This window comes from Sporanaerobacter sp., assembly GCF_047830725.1.
Lineage (GTDB): Bacteria > Bacillota > Clostridia > Tissierellales > Sporanaerobacteraceae > Sporanaerobacter.
The window spans coordinates 1,772,831-1,788,714 of the sequence record NZ_CP181252.1 but is presented as its reverse complement, the minus strand read 5'-3'; the positions used below and the strand labels follow the sequence as shown (position 1 = coordinate 1,788,714).

The following is a 15,884-nucleotide window of genomic DNA, read 5'->3' as shown; positions in this document are numbered from 1 at the left end:
TTTTAAGCTTTTAGTCCATCAATTAAAACATTAACAGAACTTATTTTTTTATTTATATCCACATTGTTGCTAGTGGATATTTGTATTATCAATGATTCAATAAAATAATATATGGTATTTGCCATACTTTCGCTGTCAACAGGTTTAATCTCTTTGGCCTTAATACCTTGAGAAATTAAGTCCTTTATAGCCTTTTTAAAATCTTCAATATGCTCTGACAGTGATTCTAAAAACTCATTTCTTTCTCTTTTGCTAATAATCCATATTTCTGCCAATAATACAAAAATGTAGTTATGTTCATATTCACTGGTTATTTCAAATACTAGTTTCTTCAATTTTTCTATGAAGCTTAATGTATCATCTTCTACTATAATTTCTACTTTTCTTTTTATTTCCGCTAATGCATCTTTTGCTGAATAATAAAAAATTTCATCCTTATTTTTAAAATACTGATAAATTGTAGTTCTTCCCATTCCACAGCTCTTTGATATGTCTGATATATTTGTGTTGTAATAACCTCGTTTTGCAAATACTTCTTTAGCTTTTTCTATAATGTCTTGCTTTTTAATTTCATAATCTACAATTTTAGGCAAGTTATCTGCTTCTCCTCCTTCCATTTTTATCGACATACCTGTCTATTTAATTTTATCACAAAAGATTTCATTGTCAATAAAGTTAATTTATTATTTAACCTTTTGTGATAGCTTCTACGGTTCTATAACTGAAAATATAGCATTTGAAATAGCTTTATCTACAAGATACTCTATATCTAATTTTCTTTCTGCTTCTTCAATATTCTCTAATTTGGGCCTCGTCAATGGATGTTTTGGCAAAAAGACTGTACAACAATCTTCAAAAGGTAAAATCGATGTCTCATATGTTTCAATTTCTTTTGCTATGCTTATTATATCTACTTTGTCAAAGCCTATTAGAGGTCTCAATATAGGAATAGAAACTGACGAATTAGTTACTCCAATGCCTTCTATTGTTTGACTTGCTACTTGACCTAAACTCTCTCCAGTAATAAGAGCATTTATATCTTGACTTTGTGCAATTTTTTCTGCTATTCTCATCATAAATCTCCTAGTTATGATAGTCATTTGATTTTCTGGACATTTCTCATGAATTTCTTTTTGTATATCAATTATATTTATACTATAAAGATGCATATCACCAGAATACCTAGCTAATAGTCTTGCTAATTCTTTTACTTTTTGTTCTGCCCTTTCACTGGTAAAAGGATAGCTATGAAAATGGACTGCACTAAGGCTTACACCTCTTTTGGCCATCATAAATCCTGCTACAGGGCTATCTATACCTCCAGACAATAAAAGAAGTCCTTTCCCATTTGTTCCAAGAGGAAGCCCCCCCTGAGCCTTGTATCTCTCTGTATATATATAACATTTATCTTTAATGTCTATATAAAGATAAAGTTCTGGATTATGAACATCTACTTTTATCCCATCAATATTTTTAAGTAAAACACTGCCAATTTTTTTTGACATATCTGGAGATTTTATGGGAAAATCTTTATCCACTCTATTTGTCTTTACCTTAAAAGTACTTATATCTCTTTTTTCTAAAGTTTCCTCTACAGCCAATATTGAAGCTTTTTCTATAATGTCGATATCCTTTTCTACTCTAATGCAGGGACTTATATAAACTATTCCAAAAACTTTTTTGAGTCTGTTTATGATCTGATCAAAATAGTTTTCTTCTGCTTCAATATACATTTTACCTTGTTCTTTATAAATATTGGGTGAACCAAATTCTCTTGTAGCACTTCTTATTTGCTTTAGCAACTTATTTTCAAAATATCCTCTGTTCAAACCCTTTAAAGCTACTTCTCCTAAACTAACACTTATCACTTTATCCACACAATCACCTCATAGTTACTTTTCTTATATCTGATACTGAGTTTTTAAGCTTATCTACTGCATAATCAATTTCTTCTTTTGTATTTGAATATGAAAAACTAAATCTTATAGCTCCCTCTATCTCATTGTTCTTAAGCCCAATAGCACTTAAAACATGACTGCCACCTTTTCCATGGGAAGAACAAGCAGAACCTGTAGAAACATATATTCCACTATCTTCTAAAAAATGTAACAATACCTCTCCCCTAATTCCTAAAAAAGTTACATTGACTATATATGGAGAAAAATTTTCATCTACACCACTATTTACCTTTATATCAGATATTTCTTCTGACACTCTTTGAACGAAATATTTTTTAAGTTCATCAACTTTTTCCCTTTCCTCATGAAAATTTCTACTCATTATGTCAACAGCACAGCCCATTCCTACAATACCTAATGTATTTTCAGTTCCTGAACGCAATCCTTTTTCTTGATTCCCTCCAAATACTATAGGGTCTAAATTAACACCTTTTCGTATATATAAGCCACCCACTCCTTTAGGACCATAAATTTTGTGTCCACTAAAAGAAAATGTGTCTACTTCCCATTTTTTTAAATACAAAGGTATTTTCCCAAAAGCTTGTATGCCATCTACATGTAATAGTGCATTAGATTTTTTATCTTTTAATATTTCTCTAATACGCCAAATGGGCTCAATAGTTCCAATTTCATTGTTTACAAGCATTATGGATACAAGGATTGTAGAATCATCTAAACTATTTTCAAATTGTTCTAGATCTATAAAACCATATCTATCTACATCTAAATATGTCACATTGTAACCTTTGTTTTCATAATACTTAAAAACATTCAATACTGAAGGATGTTCTATTTTAGTTGTAATAATGTGACGTCCTGATCTTATATTTTTTTCTACTATACCTTGAATAGCTAAATTGTTGCTTTCAGTTCCACCAGAAGTAAAATATATTTCATCTTTTCTGACATTTAAAAAATTAGCTATTATCTCTCTAGATTCATTGACTTTTTTTTCAGCATTTAGTCCCAATCTGTGAAGAGAAGAAGGATTTCCATAACATGTTTTTAGCATATAATTTATTTCATCAATTACTTCTTCCCTTGGTTTAGTTGTAGCACAATTGTCTAAATATATTTCCACTTTATCACCTCATCATCTTTAGCTCAATATCCTAGTTCTTCGTTTACAAGAAAAATAAATACATTCGCATTGGAAGGTTTTTTATGAAGTATCACTTCTACATTGCATATTCTTGAAGGAGAGCTACAGTCCACACACTTTCCAGTAATAGTACATGGAGTATCTAATTTTAATCTTTCAGCATTTTTAGGTGCAGCTATATTTCTTATTCTATTTCTTGCTCCTTCATAGTCTTTGCAAATTTTATTTATTCCTGCGATTATATAAATTTTTTCATGCCCATAAAACATAGAACTAACCCTATTTCCTACACCATCCATATTTATGAGTTTTCCATCCTCTGTAATAGCATTTGTACTTGTAATATAGATTTTTGCCTTATCAGCATTGTTTCTAGCTTGCATTTTTTCCTCGTCAGGAACTTTCCAATGCCAAAACACATTTATTCCCTTTTCCTTCAACTCCTCATAAATGTTCATATCGAACACTGTCATAGAACCTCCAATACCTACAGTATCATCAACTTGTATTTGTCGAATTATGTCGTTTTTTGCTTCTTTGATATTGTCGAAAAATTTAACTTCAAACCCATTTTTCCTTAAGTTGTCCATTGTACTTCTAACTCTTTCCTCCATATTTACCCCCCTATGCTTATGTTGTTATATTTATATTATAAACAATTTAATAATATTATATATAATTTTTAGATATTATTAAAGGCATAGTTTATTGGTACATATTTTTTTAAGTATTTTAAAATTTTTTTTTAAAAAGTCTTGCAAAACATGTCGGAATTTGCTATAATTTGTTTGTGGTTATCCCCCTGGTAACCTCAAATAAGATCTCTATTCCCAATACCCCTTTTGAACGGTTTTATGTGACATCCCTTGTGGATGTAAAGACTCCTTTTAGGAGTCTTTTTTTTTCTTTTTTTATGCAAATATTATAAATTCGTGGTAAAATGCTATTAGAAACAATTTTAATATATAAGGGGGCTAAAAAATGTCTGCTTCTAACAAAGTAGCAATAATATTTACTGGCGGAACTATTTCAATGAAAGTAGATCCACGTATTCATGCAGCTATTCCAGCTTTGACTAGCGAAGAAATTCTAGCAATGGTCACTAATGTAGAAAAATTTACTGAATTAGAAATAATTAATTTTGGAAATTATCCAAGTCCACACATCACGCCAGAAATGATGATGGATTTAGATGCTCTTGTAAAGAAAACGATTTCTCGAGATGATATTTGTGGCATTGTTGTAACTCATGGTACAGATACATTAGAAGAAACTGCATATCTTTTAGATTTAACTATACAATCAGAAAAACCTGTAATAGTTGTTGGAGCTATGAGAAATAGTTCTGAACTAGGATATGATGGTTCTAGCAATCTTTCAGCAGCTATATGTACAGCTATTTCAGAAAAGGCTAAAAATAAAGGTGTTTTGGTAGTCATGAACAATGAAGTAAATGCAGCAAGTGAAGTAACTAAGACAAATACATTAGCCTTAGATACTTTTAAATCTCCAGAATTTGGTCCACTTGGAATAGTAGACAATGATGAAGTCATATTCTATAGAAATATATTGTCAAGAGATTTTATAGATACTGATAGTATTGAAACAAAAGTTATGCTTTTAAAATGTGTTCCAGGAATGAATTCAGATATTATAAATTATTGTATAGATTCAGATTATAAAGGAATAGTACTTGAAGCTTTAGGAAGGGGAAATATACCTCCTCAAATGATTGATGGAGTCAAAAGATGTATTGAAAAAAACATCCCTATTGTATTGGTGTCAAGATGTCCTACTGGAAGAGTTCTTGATACATATGGATATGAAGGTGGGGGAAAACATTTGAGAGAATTGGGCGTGATATTTGGTGGAAATCTTCCTGGGCAAAAGGCAAGAATTAAACTTATGCTTGCTTTAAGTACCACAAATGATATAGAAACAATAAGAAAATTATTCGAAAAAGATGAATATAGAAAAAACTAAATTTTAGTGCTACTTGATATAAAGTAGCACTATCTATTTTTGTTTCTTAAGAAAAATCCCCTACTTCTTCTGTCTAAATAGAATTCTATATAATCTAATCTTTCATTGAGTATTTTTATTTGATTTTTTATTTCTTTTATCATTTCTCCCATTTCTAAAATCTTGGTATCTTCCTGTACTTTTTTTTTATAGGAATTTCTTGTACATCTTCTAAAGGTCCAAAACCAATAAAAGAAATTTCAGGATAGATACTACCAAAAGAATAATTTAATTTCTTGTTATTTTCTTTTATTGAATTATCTCCATATTTGTATCTAACAATATCTATGCTTTTGGATTTTCTCCAAAGATATATACTACTCCAATTTTCCCCTCCATCTATACTAAATCTACTCAATACAGCATCATATTCTATCCAAGCTACCCAAAGTTTATCTTCATATTTTATAATTGTAGGATATAAGCAATTTTCTGCATTGGATAATATTTCTTTTTTAAGAAGTACTGCTTCAACTCCAACAATGTCATATTTTTCATAAACTATAGATAAATTCCCATCAAAGTTCTGACTATAAACAATATGCAATATATTTTTCTCAATTAAAATATCCATATATAATTTTGAATTAAATCCATATGTAATTTTTTGCTTTTCAAGCCATTTCTTTTGAACAGTATCATATTTTTTAAGAAAAATTTCTTCTTCCTCTTCTACACAGTCATAATAAAAAATAAAAATGCTATAATCTTTCAGCGTTAAACAGAAAGAATTCAATACCTGCTTAACTTTTATATCTTCTACAATATTTGTAATCCATGTATTCTCATCATAATGATGATGATATAATCTATATACTTTTTCATCTTCCTTTAAAAGAGTATTGTAAAATATATGAATTTCTTCTCTATCTAACAATATGCTTAAATCATATACATTTGAAATAGGTTCTTCTGTCAAAGTCACTATATCTATATAGTCTCTAAATATAGTGACTAAAACGAGATGTCTATCAATATTTTGATAAATTAAATAAATATAGTCATTCTCCCCTATAGCTACATCATATTCTTCTAGGGAATCCTCTACTATTATTTTCTTTTCCATTTCTCCACTTGAAATATTGAAAAAATATGCAAAAATCGTTTTATTTCTCCATTGAAAACTACAGACATTCTGACAACTATCTGTCAATATAGAAATCTTTTCACTATAAAAAGTCATAAATACACCACCTATATAAAATCTTTGTATATAAATATGGCAATTGTGTTCAAAATATTCCTCACTATGTAACACATGCTTATCTAAAAGAATATATTGAAATTGAGAAGTAAGTTTAAAAATAAAGTTTTAAAGGAGGTAGTAGATTTATGAATCCCGATATTAAATCTGATATATCAGAAATGAGTGTTACAGATAGATGTTGTAAAGGTACAACAGGTTGCGAATGGGATGGCACTTTAAGAAGAGTACGCCCAGAGCCAATATTCGTACAAAAGGTATATGATGCTGTTTTAGTAAACCTTCAAGCTCTTAGAACTGTAACAAATCAAGCTTTTACTCCTTCAATAGGTCACAATGCAAGAATTGTTAAAATACTAGATATAAGATGCAGAAAATTCTTCAATCCAAAAGATGCTCTGGATCCAAAAAACTTAGTTGTAGAACCTGAAACTGTCCTTTCTGGAGGAGATTTTGTAGAAGATGGAAAAGGTACACCAATTACAGTTGTAGGTCCAGATGGAATGCAAACTGAAAAAATAATATTTGCTAATACCACAGATTGTGATGAAAGCGGAAAAGGTACACCAATATTTGGAACTCAAACTGTTAAAATATCTGGAAATGTTGTTGTAGAAATAGATGCATTGGTGCAAGATTCTAGATGTAGAAAATCAAGGGTAACTTTAACTAGTACTGTTCCCATTGCTCCTGCTTCAAATCCAATAGTTATGACCAATTTCTTTGAACTATGTATTCCATCTGTATTTAATTCAGCTTTCTTCCCAAGATTTGCAGAATTTTGCAATATAAATTGTGAAACTAGATTGGCTACAAACAGCATCACCAGAGATATTTCAATTGATCCTAATACTGGAGCAGTAAGAATTAATCTTATTATTGCAGTTTGTATATCATGCGAAAAGAAAGTAATAGTTCCTGTACAACTTTGTGTTTTATCTACAGGATTCCCAGTATTGTCCCCTGAAGTGTCTCCAATTTGTACCACCTTCCCAACTCTATTTCCTAAACAAATAGATGAAAGTAGCAACAATCCATCTCCTTGTCCTAGACCTCACTCTTTAGATGAAGATGAAGGAACAATTTCACAAGAAGTTTATTCAGACACCTATGAAGATTTGGAAGAACAATAGATAAAATAGGTGCTCAATTGAGCACCTATTTTATTATATCAACTATTTGCAATTTTTTTTCTTCTAAAAAATTTATATATTTTTCTCCAACTTTAACTATAGGTTTTGTAGGCATCTGTGGATTGACAAAAATAATATCACCTACTTCACCATTGCTCAATTTTACTTTACTTCCCACATAAAATTTAGATATGTTATCTAGGAATATTCTAGTGATTCTAGGATCCAAATTTCTAAAACTCTCATCATCTAAATGCTCTGCTACTAAAAATGGTGACTCTTTTCTTTTATATACTCTGTTTGAAGTCATAGCATCATATATATCACATATAGCAATTATCCTAGCAAACTCATGAATTTCATTTCCCTTTAAACCATAAGGATATCCGCTCCCATCTTGTCTTTCGTGGTGTTGAAGAACCCCTATTGCAACATTTCTACTAATACCCACAGTTTCATTTAATATATCATATCCATAAATAGGATGCTTTTTTATTATTTCAAACTCCGTCTTTGTAAGTTTTTCTGGTTTGTTTATAATATCATCAGATATTTTGAGTTTCCCAATATCATGAAAAATTCCAGCCATTGATAGTTGTTTTAGCTGAATTTGAGAATATCCAAGCCATTTTCCAACCATAGTAGCTAACATACACACATCAAGAGAATGATTGAATGTATAATTGTCTCTTTTTTCAAGTTGTTTCAATCTACCTAATATGTTGTTATTACTTATCAATTCAACTATTAAATCATCCACTTCATCACTTATTTCAGTCAAAATGATTTTCTTGCCAATTTTTATATCATTAAATGTATTTTCAACTTTATCCGATAATTTTTCATATTTAATCACTAAACTATCTTCTGGATGTTCTTTTAAAAAAGATTTTTCGTCAAAAATATCTACTTCTTTTAAACCTAAATTTTTTATATGAAGTATAAGTTTCCTGTTTAAAACAGTACCACTGCCTATAAGAATTGCTCCAGTTCTCATATTTACTATATCTTTATCTATAACCATACCTGGTTTTAAATCTCTAACATCAGCAACAGTCACTAGTTATCCCCTCCCATAACATCATTCCCTAATATATTCTATAAAAATACAATAATTCCTCTTTTTCATAAGATATGTTCTGGTAATTTATTTTTATTTATATTAATTTTATCTAATATTTTAGAAGCCATAAAAGAAATAACAATAGCTATACCAATTCTCAATGGCAACAATAAAAACCCATTTGCACCCATAGCTACAAATAACAAAGTATCTTCAAACACTGAATGGCAAGCAACTAAGAATATTATTAAAATATATAAATCCTTTTTAGATAAATTATTTTCTTTAGCACTTTCAATAATTACACCTGCACCATAGGCTAGTCCAAATATAAGTCCTATAACTAACGGAAAAGTTGATTCACTTGATATTCCAAAAAATTTTGCAACAGGTTTAAAAAAATCAGATATTTTATCAAGAATATTTAAATCCTTTAACATTTCCATAACTATCATAAGTGGAATAACTATCTTTGCCATATCAAATATAGAGTTCAGACTACCAAATGTGCTTTCTTTTAAAAATCCAACAAAATCCATATTCATTCCTCCTACAATATAATATTAAACAATATTCCAAAAATTATCGCTAGTGAAATTCTTATTAAAAGTATTAAAGTTACATTGACTCCTGTCTTTTTTGCTACAGCTGTTTCAAGAAATAAACTGTGAGAAAAAGAAAGCATTATAGCCAATATAGTTATCTGCTTTATTGTTAAATTTAAACTAGCAATAGCTCCAATACCTGCATAAAGATTTATCATATTACCTAACACTAAAGCAAGAGAAGCTTCTCCAGGAAGACCTACTATTTTCATTACTGGCGCAAAAAAATTTGAAACCCAACTAAGTGCAGGTGTATACTTTAAAAAAGTTACAAAAAAATAGACTGGTACCACTATTTTGGTTAATTCCCATGTGGTTCTAATTCCCTTATTTAATCCTCTAAATAAACTTTCTTTATACATTTCGCACCGCCTTTTTATCATCTTAATAAGATGATTATAACATAAAAAATACTTATATTTAAACATTGATATACTAAGAAAAATTAGAATCTTCATATAATAAAAAACCTTAAGTAGTATACTTAAGGTTAAGCTAATTTTGTATTTTCATTTTTTATGTTGGACCATTTTCCACATTTGTCACCATATCTAGCAAGTATTTTATTGTCTCCACATATTTCAACTATTTCACAGGCATTAGCACATCCATTACATTCTATTCCTCTTACTTTATAATCTACATCTGCTATTTCCAGCCCTTTGAAATTTGAAAATTTCTTTTTTTTCACTTCATTTCTCGCAAGCATTGCAACCCCCACTGCACCCATTACATCAAAATATTCAGGTATAAAAACTTCTAGTCCTAATTGAGATTCAAATGCTCTTTTTATACCCATATTGGCAGCTACTCCACCTTGAAACATTACAGGCCCTTTTATATCCTTTCCTTTGCCTACATTGTTTAGATAATTTCTTACAAGTGCTTGACAAAGTCCCCATACAATATCTTCTTGATTGTGTCCTAATTGCTGTTTATGAATCATATCTGATTCAGCAAAAACTGCACATCTACCTGCAATTCTAACTGGATTGTTGGACTTTAAAGCCATTCTTCCAAAGTCTTCTATAGGTATCCCAAGTCTATAAGCTTGCCTGTCTAAAAAAGACCCTGTTCCAGCTGCGCAAACTGTATTCATGGCAAAATCCACCACTATACCATCCCTTATTATTATTATTTTTGAATCCTGACCACCTATTTCAATTATAGTTTGAACATCAGGAATAAAATTTAGTGAAGAAATTGCATGAGATGTAATTTCATTTTTAACAATATCAGCCCCTATGATTAAATCGGCTAAATATCTACCACTTCCTGTGGAACCTGCCCCTAAAATATTTACATCTCCAATTTCTTCTTTTAGTTCCTTCAGCCCTTCTTTTAGTATTTCAATAGGTTTTCCTTGAGTTCTCAAATATTTCTTACAAAGAATATTGTTTTCATCATCTATCAATACCAAATTTGTACTTACACTTCCTACATCAACACCCAAATAATAATTCTCCAACTTTTCTTTCCTCCCTTCTTCTCATAAGCAAATCGACAAAAGCTTCAAGTCTTGTTAAATACCCCGCCTCTCCTGTCATTTCATCCAATACCAAAGTCATAATTGGAATATTGCAATCTTTCTGCACTTGAGGCAGTATACTTTTGGCCACTATCTCTGGCATACAATTCAAAGGTAAAAGTTGTATAACTCCATCAAATCCTTGTTTTGCATAGTAAACAGCACTTCCTACAGTTTCTCTTCCATGACCTCCAACTAATGTAGACAAATAGGGTTTTGCCAATTGATATTTCATATTTTCTTCTTTAGAACCAAATGGAAAACTAGTCACATGATGCTTAACCCATTTGGTAGGTGTCAAACTTTTCTCCACATAAACTCCCATATGACCTAATTTTTTTTCTACTTCTAAATTCACAAAAGGCTCAATAATTGTATATATTTCTCCAACAATCCCTATTCTTATAGGGTTTTTGCTTTTGTCTATTGGAATATTTTTAAGACTATACTCGACTTCATCCATTAATTTAAGCATCTTCTCTGCCCCAAAGGTATTCTCAATATTTTTATAGTATTCCTCCATTATAGCGTCCACTTCATAACTATCTATTGCATAAGCCCTTTTTTCATTAGACAATTGAGTTAGATAATCTGCTTTTTGAATAAGTTTCCATCCAAGTTTACCAGCCTTTATTACATCTTTATAACTATTTATATTTAAAGCTTTTGAAAGTCCTTCTTTCAATTGATCTAATCCTTCAGATATAGGATCAAACACTATCATATCTACCTCGTAACCCAAATCCCACAATATATTTTGCTCTAATACAGAATAATATCCAAATCTACAAGGTCCACAGCTTCCAGTTATGAGAATAGTGTCTGCACCTTTTTCAATACTTTCTATATAATTGCCAATATTCACTTTAAAAGGTAAACATATATTTTCTGGGGAATATTTGGTGCCTATCTCTAAAGTTCTAGAACTACACCTTGGAGGCGGTACTACTTCTTGACCTAATTCTTCTAAAAATGCTTTCCCAGCAATATACACATTACCTAAGTGTGGAAATGTTAAAATCATCTTTATCCCTCCATTTCATCATATCTATAAAGGCTTCTACCCTAGTGTCTATACCAGCTTCCCCTGTTTGTTCATCCAATGTGAGAAGAGTAAATGGTATTCCTTTATTTTTAGCTTTTCTTTCTATTAAATCTATAAGTATAGAATCTATTCCGCATCCAAATGACGATAAATATATTATTCCATCTACTTCATCTCTTTCTATAAGACTAAAAGCTGAACCAACTATTCGCCTTCCATAAGTCCAAAACATTCTTTTGGGCAACTGAGCAGAATAATATATTATCTCATCTTTATTAACCATTTCAGGAGTCATCACCTTTATTCCCTTGTTGATTAATTTTGAAATAATATTCATATTTAGGTACTCATCATATATATTATATGGATGTCCTACAACCATAATACTCATATCATGTTTTTTTGAATTATAATTTAAATCTACAAATGTTTTATTGTACATCTTAATTGCTTCTATAGGAATTACTCCTTTGCTTAAAAGATATAAGTATCTTTGATAGGATTCTTCAGCTTTTTTATAAGCATTTCTTATTTTAGAACTATTTTTAATTACACATTTCCCAGCTTCATAAACAGCTTTTTTATATTTCGAACTAGTATAGCTATTCTTTCTTAAATTTATATTGGTATCAATTATAGGAGGTAAATCTTCTATAGAAAATTTCACCATATCAGGAAGTCCTAAAATTTTAGGACAGCAGTATTCCATTTTTCGAATACTAATTATTTTAGGTATAAATATATAGTCTACTTTATCTTTTAAATAATCTACATGACCATGAAATACTTTTACTGGAAGGCAACATTCATCCACACAGCTAAGAACTCCACTGTTTAATATCTCTTTATTGCTCTTTGGAGACACAACTACTTTAGCTCCAAGTTCCTCAAAAAATTCAGCCCATAAAGGATAATAATCATAGAAAAGCATCCCTCTTGGTATCCCGATTTTACACATAAAAAAACCCCTCCAATCGTCATTAGTATATTATTGACAGATTGGAAGGATAATATAACAAAAATATTACATTAAAATTCAATCTTCATATTCATCTAATTCATCCATATTCATCAGATAATATAGATTTATCATAGAAGCTAATATTTCTTCTTTACTTGTAATTCTTGGATCTAATGAAATTTCTATATAATCCATAAAATCCTCTGGCTTTTCAAAAGGAAATTCCATACTAGATAGCAATCTTCTCATCCTAATTTTTCTCTCTAAATTAGTCATAGTTGAAATATTCCTGTTTAAATATTGAGTGAAATTTTTTAATACTTCATCTAAATAATTTTTTTCTGCTATTTCTATATCATCAAATTCATCATATAGCAACATATCTTCGCTTAAAAAAGAAAGATCATTGTAATAGCTAAGAATCTTTTTAGTAAGGAGTAATTCATCATTAAGTTTATCATCTATTAAATTCGGTCTATCAATAGCCTCATAGCTAATTTTTTCTAACAATTCATTAGTTTCAAATATATCTTTTTGTAGAATGGAAAGTTCCTTGTCAATTATTTTTCTTAATTCAATACTTTTGCTTTTATCTGATTTTAAATATTTTTTCCATATCATTAAAATATTTTCATCTATTTCAAAATTATCTATATTTGAGTTTATCAAGGAAACTGCCATTAATTTATTTGTAAGTATTCCCATGTTTTTTATGATGAAATTCAATCCTTCCATCTCGGCATATAATTCTTTAGTCTTCTGAGAAATTTCCGAAAGCTCATCTATATCTTTTTCTTTCAATTTTTCATATTTCAATTCTTGAACTCTTCTAAAATAGTCATCATATGCTATTCCATAAGAAGATTCCATAGCTCCATTAAATGCTTTTTTATAACTTTTAATTTCATAATCTATATAAGTTTTAGACACATTAGATAGACACCTATTTAATGTACTTTCTACTATTTCAAAAAATCTTTCTTTAGTAATTCTAAATGGGAGCATCTCTATTATGGTTGAAATTTTTTCATTAAAAATATAATAATCTTCAATATCTTCTGTAACATAACTTGTAATATCTATGATCAATTTGTTTAACCGTCCTTGATCTAAACTTTCATTTTTAAATTCTTTTTCTGCTAAATTTTTTGTTAAATAATAGTCAACTATTTCTTCTACATAAGATACTTCTACTATATAAGGCTCTAAATTGTTGGACAAATCGTTTAAACTAATTCTCAAATTTCTTACATACTCTGTATCATCTATCTTTCTCTTTATTTCATCAATATTCTCAACTGTCTTTATTAACATTTTATAATTATCCATGAGAAGTTTTTTTTCACTTTCTGACTGGATGTTTTCTATAATATTATTTTCTTCTAACAATTCTTTTATATCTATATATCCTAAAATAGCGTCATATAAAGACATGGTGCCCACTTTCTCTATTTGTCTATTGTTTAAATAAGATATGATTTGAGTTAAATCCTCATTGCTAAGTTTTTCAATTTCTGCTTTCTCCAAATTTTTTAGATCTTCTATATTAAAATTTATAGCCATAATTTTTCTCCTTTCAAGTTTCTTACCAAGATGCTACTGTGCCATCAGCTCTTGGCTCAGTTCCTCCTATTAATGATTCCCCATTTTTAAGTATTATTTGACCTCTACCGAAACTTCCTATATCATCTGAATATTCAACTTCATGACCTAATTTTATTAGCTCTTCCTTTATATTAAATGAAAAATCAGGTTCTACTAGCACCTTTTTATCTTCTATCCACTGCCATCTAGGTCTGTCCAAAGCTTCTTGAGGATTGTGGTTAAAATCAATAAGATTAGTAACAACCTGAACATGTCCTTGAGGCTGCATATATGCACCCATTACACCAAAGGGTCCTATAGCCCTTTTATCTTTTCCTAAAAATCCCGGTATTATTGTATGATAAGTCTTTTTACCTGGCTCCAAGCAATTTGCATCATTTGGATTAAGTGAAAAAGTGCAACCTCTATTGTGCAAACTAATACCTGTACCTGGCACCACAAGACCAGAACCAAATCCCATGTAATTACTTTGAATATAACTTATCATATTTCCTTCACTATCAGCTGCAGCAAGATAAACAGTTCCTCCTAAATCAGGATTTCCATAGTAAGGATGAATAGCATCCTTTGTGATTAATTTTGCTCTTTCCATACCATACTCTTTAGACAATAATTTTTCAATGGGAATTTCCATTTTATTTGGATCTGTTATGTATTTTAGCCCATCTACATAGGCAAGTTTCATTGCCTCAACAATCACATGATATGATAATGACTCCTCATAAGATAATTGAAAATTGTTTAGAATATTTAAAGCCATGAGAACTACTACTCCATGAGTGTTTGGTGGCAATTCCCAAATATCATAGCCTCTATAGTTCACGCTAATAGGATCTACCCATTCAGCTTTATATGTGAGTAAATCTTTCTTTCTTATATATCCACCAAATTTTTTCGAAAATTTATCAATTTTTTCTGCTATATCTCCTTCATAAAAAGAAAGACAATCTGTTTCTGCCAATTCCAGCAAAGTATTTCCTAAATCCTTGTTTTCCCATATTTCACCTGGTTTAGGGATTCGCCCGTTTGTTGTAAAAGTTTTGAAAAAACTATCAAATTCTTCACCTTTCAATTCATTGAAATATTTTTTAAATTCCTTTTCCCAATTTTTCGATACTACAGGGGACACTGGAAATCCTTCCATTGCATAATTTATTGCTGGTGTAAATACATCTTTAAGTTTTAGCTTTCCGAAACGTTTAGATAACTCTCTCCATGCATAAGGAATGCCCGGTACAGTTATAGGTGCAAAACCATGGATTGGCATCCTACTGTATCCTCTATTTTTAAATTCCTCTATTGTCAAATTTTCTGGGCAAAATCCACTGGAGTTTAGACCGTAAATTTTATCCTTTTCCCAAACAATAGCAAATGCATCTCCACCTACCCCATTAGATGTAGGCTCTACTACAGTCAAACATGCTGCCGTAGCAATAGCTGCATCTATTGCATTTCCACCTCTTTTTAAAATATCTAATCCCGCTTGAGCTGCCAATGGTTGACTTGTAGCTACCATTCCATTTTTACCAAATACGACCATTCTTCTGGATGGATATCTATATACCAATGCATCAAAATTCACTAGAAATGCCTCCTATACAATTTGATTTTTTCTCGATTAATATATATAATTTAATAATAATTGCATCTTTTATATA

At 30.0% G+C, this 15,884-nt stretch carries 15 protein-coding genes; 2 read left to right on the top strand and 13 right to left on the bottom strand.

Translation table 11 applies throughout. The annotated features are described in order from the left end of the window. Positions 1-2: 2 nt before the first annotated feature. The 4 genes from ACFWUA_RS08825 to ACFWUA_RS08810 all read right to left on the bottom strand — a co-directional run bounded on the left by ACFWUA_RS08825 (position 3) and on the right by ACFWUA_RS08810 (position 3,674). Complete coding sequence (locus ACFWUA_RS08825) at positions 3-629, bottom strand: TetR/AcrR family transcriptional regulator (RefSeq protein ID WP_416197656.1); 627 nt, start codon at positions 627-629, stop codon at positions 3-5. Between the two features lie 78 nt (positions 630-707). Next, positions 708-1,877 (bottom strand): tRNA uracil 4-sulfurtransferase ThiI, encoded by a 1,170-nt coding sequence (gene thiI, locus ACFWUA_RS08820; RefSeq protein WP_416197655.1) that lies wholly within the window; start codon positions 1,875-1,877, stop codon positions 708-710. Positions 1,878-1,881: 4 nt separating this feature from the next. Next, entirely contained in the window at positions 1,882-3,039 is a 1,158-nt protein-coding gene (locus tag ACFWUA_RS08815) for a cysteine desulfurase family protein (protein ID WP_416197654.1), read from the bottom strand. Between the two features lie 23 nt (positions 3,040-3,062). Further along, positions 3,063-3,674 carry a lactate utilization protein gene (locus ACFWUA_RS08810; RefSeq protein WP_416197653.1) on the bottom strand — a complete coding sequence of 204 codons (612 nt, stop codon included), beginning with the start codon at positions 3,672-3,674 and terminating at the stop codon, positions 3,063-3,065. 367 nt (positions 3,675-4,041) lie between these two features. Between ACFWUA_RS08810 and ACFWUA_RS08805 the strand changes: the two genes are divergently transcribed. Beyond that, positions 4,042-5,043: an asparaginase gene (locus tag ACFWUA_RS08805; protein ID WP_416197652.1), complete on the top strand. Its 1,002-nt coding sequence runs from the start codon at positions 4,042-4,044 to the stop codon at positions 5,041-5,043. 154 nt (positions 5,044-5,197) lie between these two features. Here the strand turns inward: ACFWUA_RS08805 and ACFWUA_RS08800 are convergent, their stop codons facing one another. Next, the gene (locus ACFWUA_RS08800) at positions 5,198-6,265 is read right to left on the bottom strand and encodes a hypothetical protein (RefSeq protein ID WP_416197651.1); all 1,068 of its coding nucleotides are present in this window, start codon (positions 6,263-6,265) and stop codon (positions 5,198-5,200) included. 149 nt (positions 6,266-6,414) lie between these two features. On the opposite strand from ACFWUA_RS08800, the gene ACFWUA_RS08795 reads away from it, so the two are divergent. Next, positions 6,415-7,419, top strand: coding sequence for a hypothetical protein (locus tag ACFWUA_RS08795; RefSeq protein ID WP_416197650.1), 1,005 nt, complete (start codon positions 6,415-6,417; stop codon positions 7,417-7,419). 25 nt (positions 7,420-7,444) lie between these two features. On the opposite strand, the gene ACFWUA_RS08790 is transcribed toward ACFWUA_RS08795, so the two are convergent. The 8 genes from ACFWUA_RS08790 to ACFWUA_RS08755 all read right to left on the bottom strand — a co-directional run bounded on the left by ACFWUA_RS08790 (position 7,445) and on the right by ACFWUA_RS08755 (position 15,808). After that, entirely contained in the window at positions 7,445-8,479 is a 1,035-nt protein-coding gene (locus tag ACFWUA_RS08790) for an HD-GYP domain-containing protein (protein ID WP_416197649.1), read from the bottom strand. Between the two features lie 65 nt (positions 8,480-8,544). Then, on the bottom strand, positions 8,545-9,021 hold the full coding sequence (locus ACFWUA_RS08785) for a nucleoside recognition domain-containing protein (protein ID WP_416197648.1): 477 nt from the start codon (positions 9,019-9,021) through the stop codon (positions 8,545-8,547). Positions 9,022-9,032: 11 nt separating this feature from the next. After that, positions 9,033-9,449: a nucleoside recognition domain-containing protein gene (locus ACFWUA_RS08780; RefSeq protein ID WP_416197647.1), complete on the bottom strand. Its 417-nt coding sequence runs from the start codon at positions 9,447-9,449 to the stop codon at positions 9,033-9,035. A gap of 128 nt (positions 9,450-9,577) precedes the next feature. Next, positions 9,578-10,555: an acyl-CoA dehydratase activase gene (locus ACFWUA_RS08775; RefSeq protein ID WP_416197646.1), complete on the bottom strand. Its 978-nt coding sequence runs from the start codon at positions 10,553-10,555 to the stop codon at positions 9,578-9,580. Beyond that, positions 10,530-11,639: a 2-hydroxyacyl-CoA dehydratase gene (locus ACFWUA_RS08770; protein ID WP_416197645.1), complete on the bottom strand. Its 1,110-nt coding sequence runs from the start codon at positions 11,637-11,639 to the stop codon at positions 10,530-10,532. Before ACFWUA_RS08770 ends, ACFWUA_RS08775 begins: the two co-directional genes overlap by 26 nt. Further along, positions 11,611-12,618, bottom strand: coding sequence for an acyl-CoA dehydratase activase-related protein (locus tag ACFWUA_RS08765; protein WP_416197644.1), 1,008 nt, complete (start codon positions 12,616-12,618; stop codon positions 11,611-11,613). Before ACFWUA_RS08765 ends, ACFWUA_RS08770 begins: the two co-directional genes overlap by 29 nt. 78 nt (positions 12,619-12,696) lie before the next feature. Next, entirely contained in the window at positions 12,697-14,184 is a 1,488-nt protein-coding gene (locus ACFWUA_RS08760; RefSeq protein WP_416197643.1) for a hypothetical protein, read from the bottom strand. A gap of 22 nt (positions 14,185-14,206) precedes the next feature. After that, positions 14,207-15,808 carry a gamma-glutamyltransferase family protein gene (locus ACFWUA_RS08755; RefSeq protein ID WP_416197642.1) on the bottom strand — a complete coding sequence of 534 codons (1,602 nt, stop codon included), beginning with the start codon at positions 15,806-15,808 and terminating at the stop codon, positions 14,207-14,209. Positions 15,809-15,884: the final 76 nt, after the last annotated feature.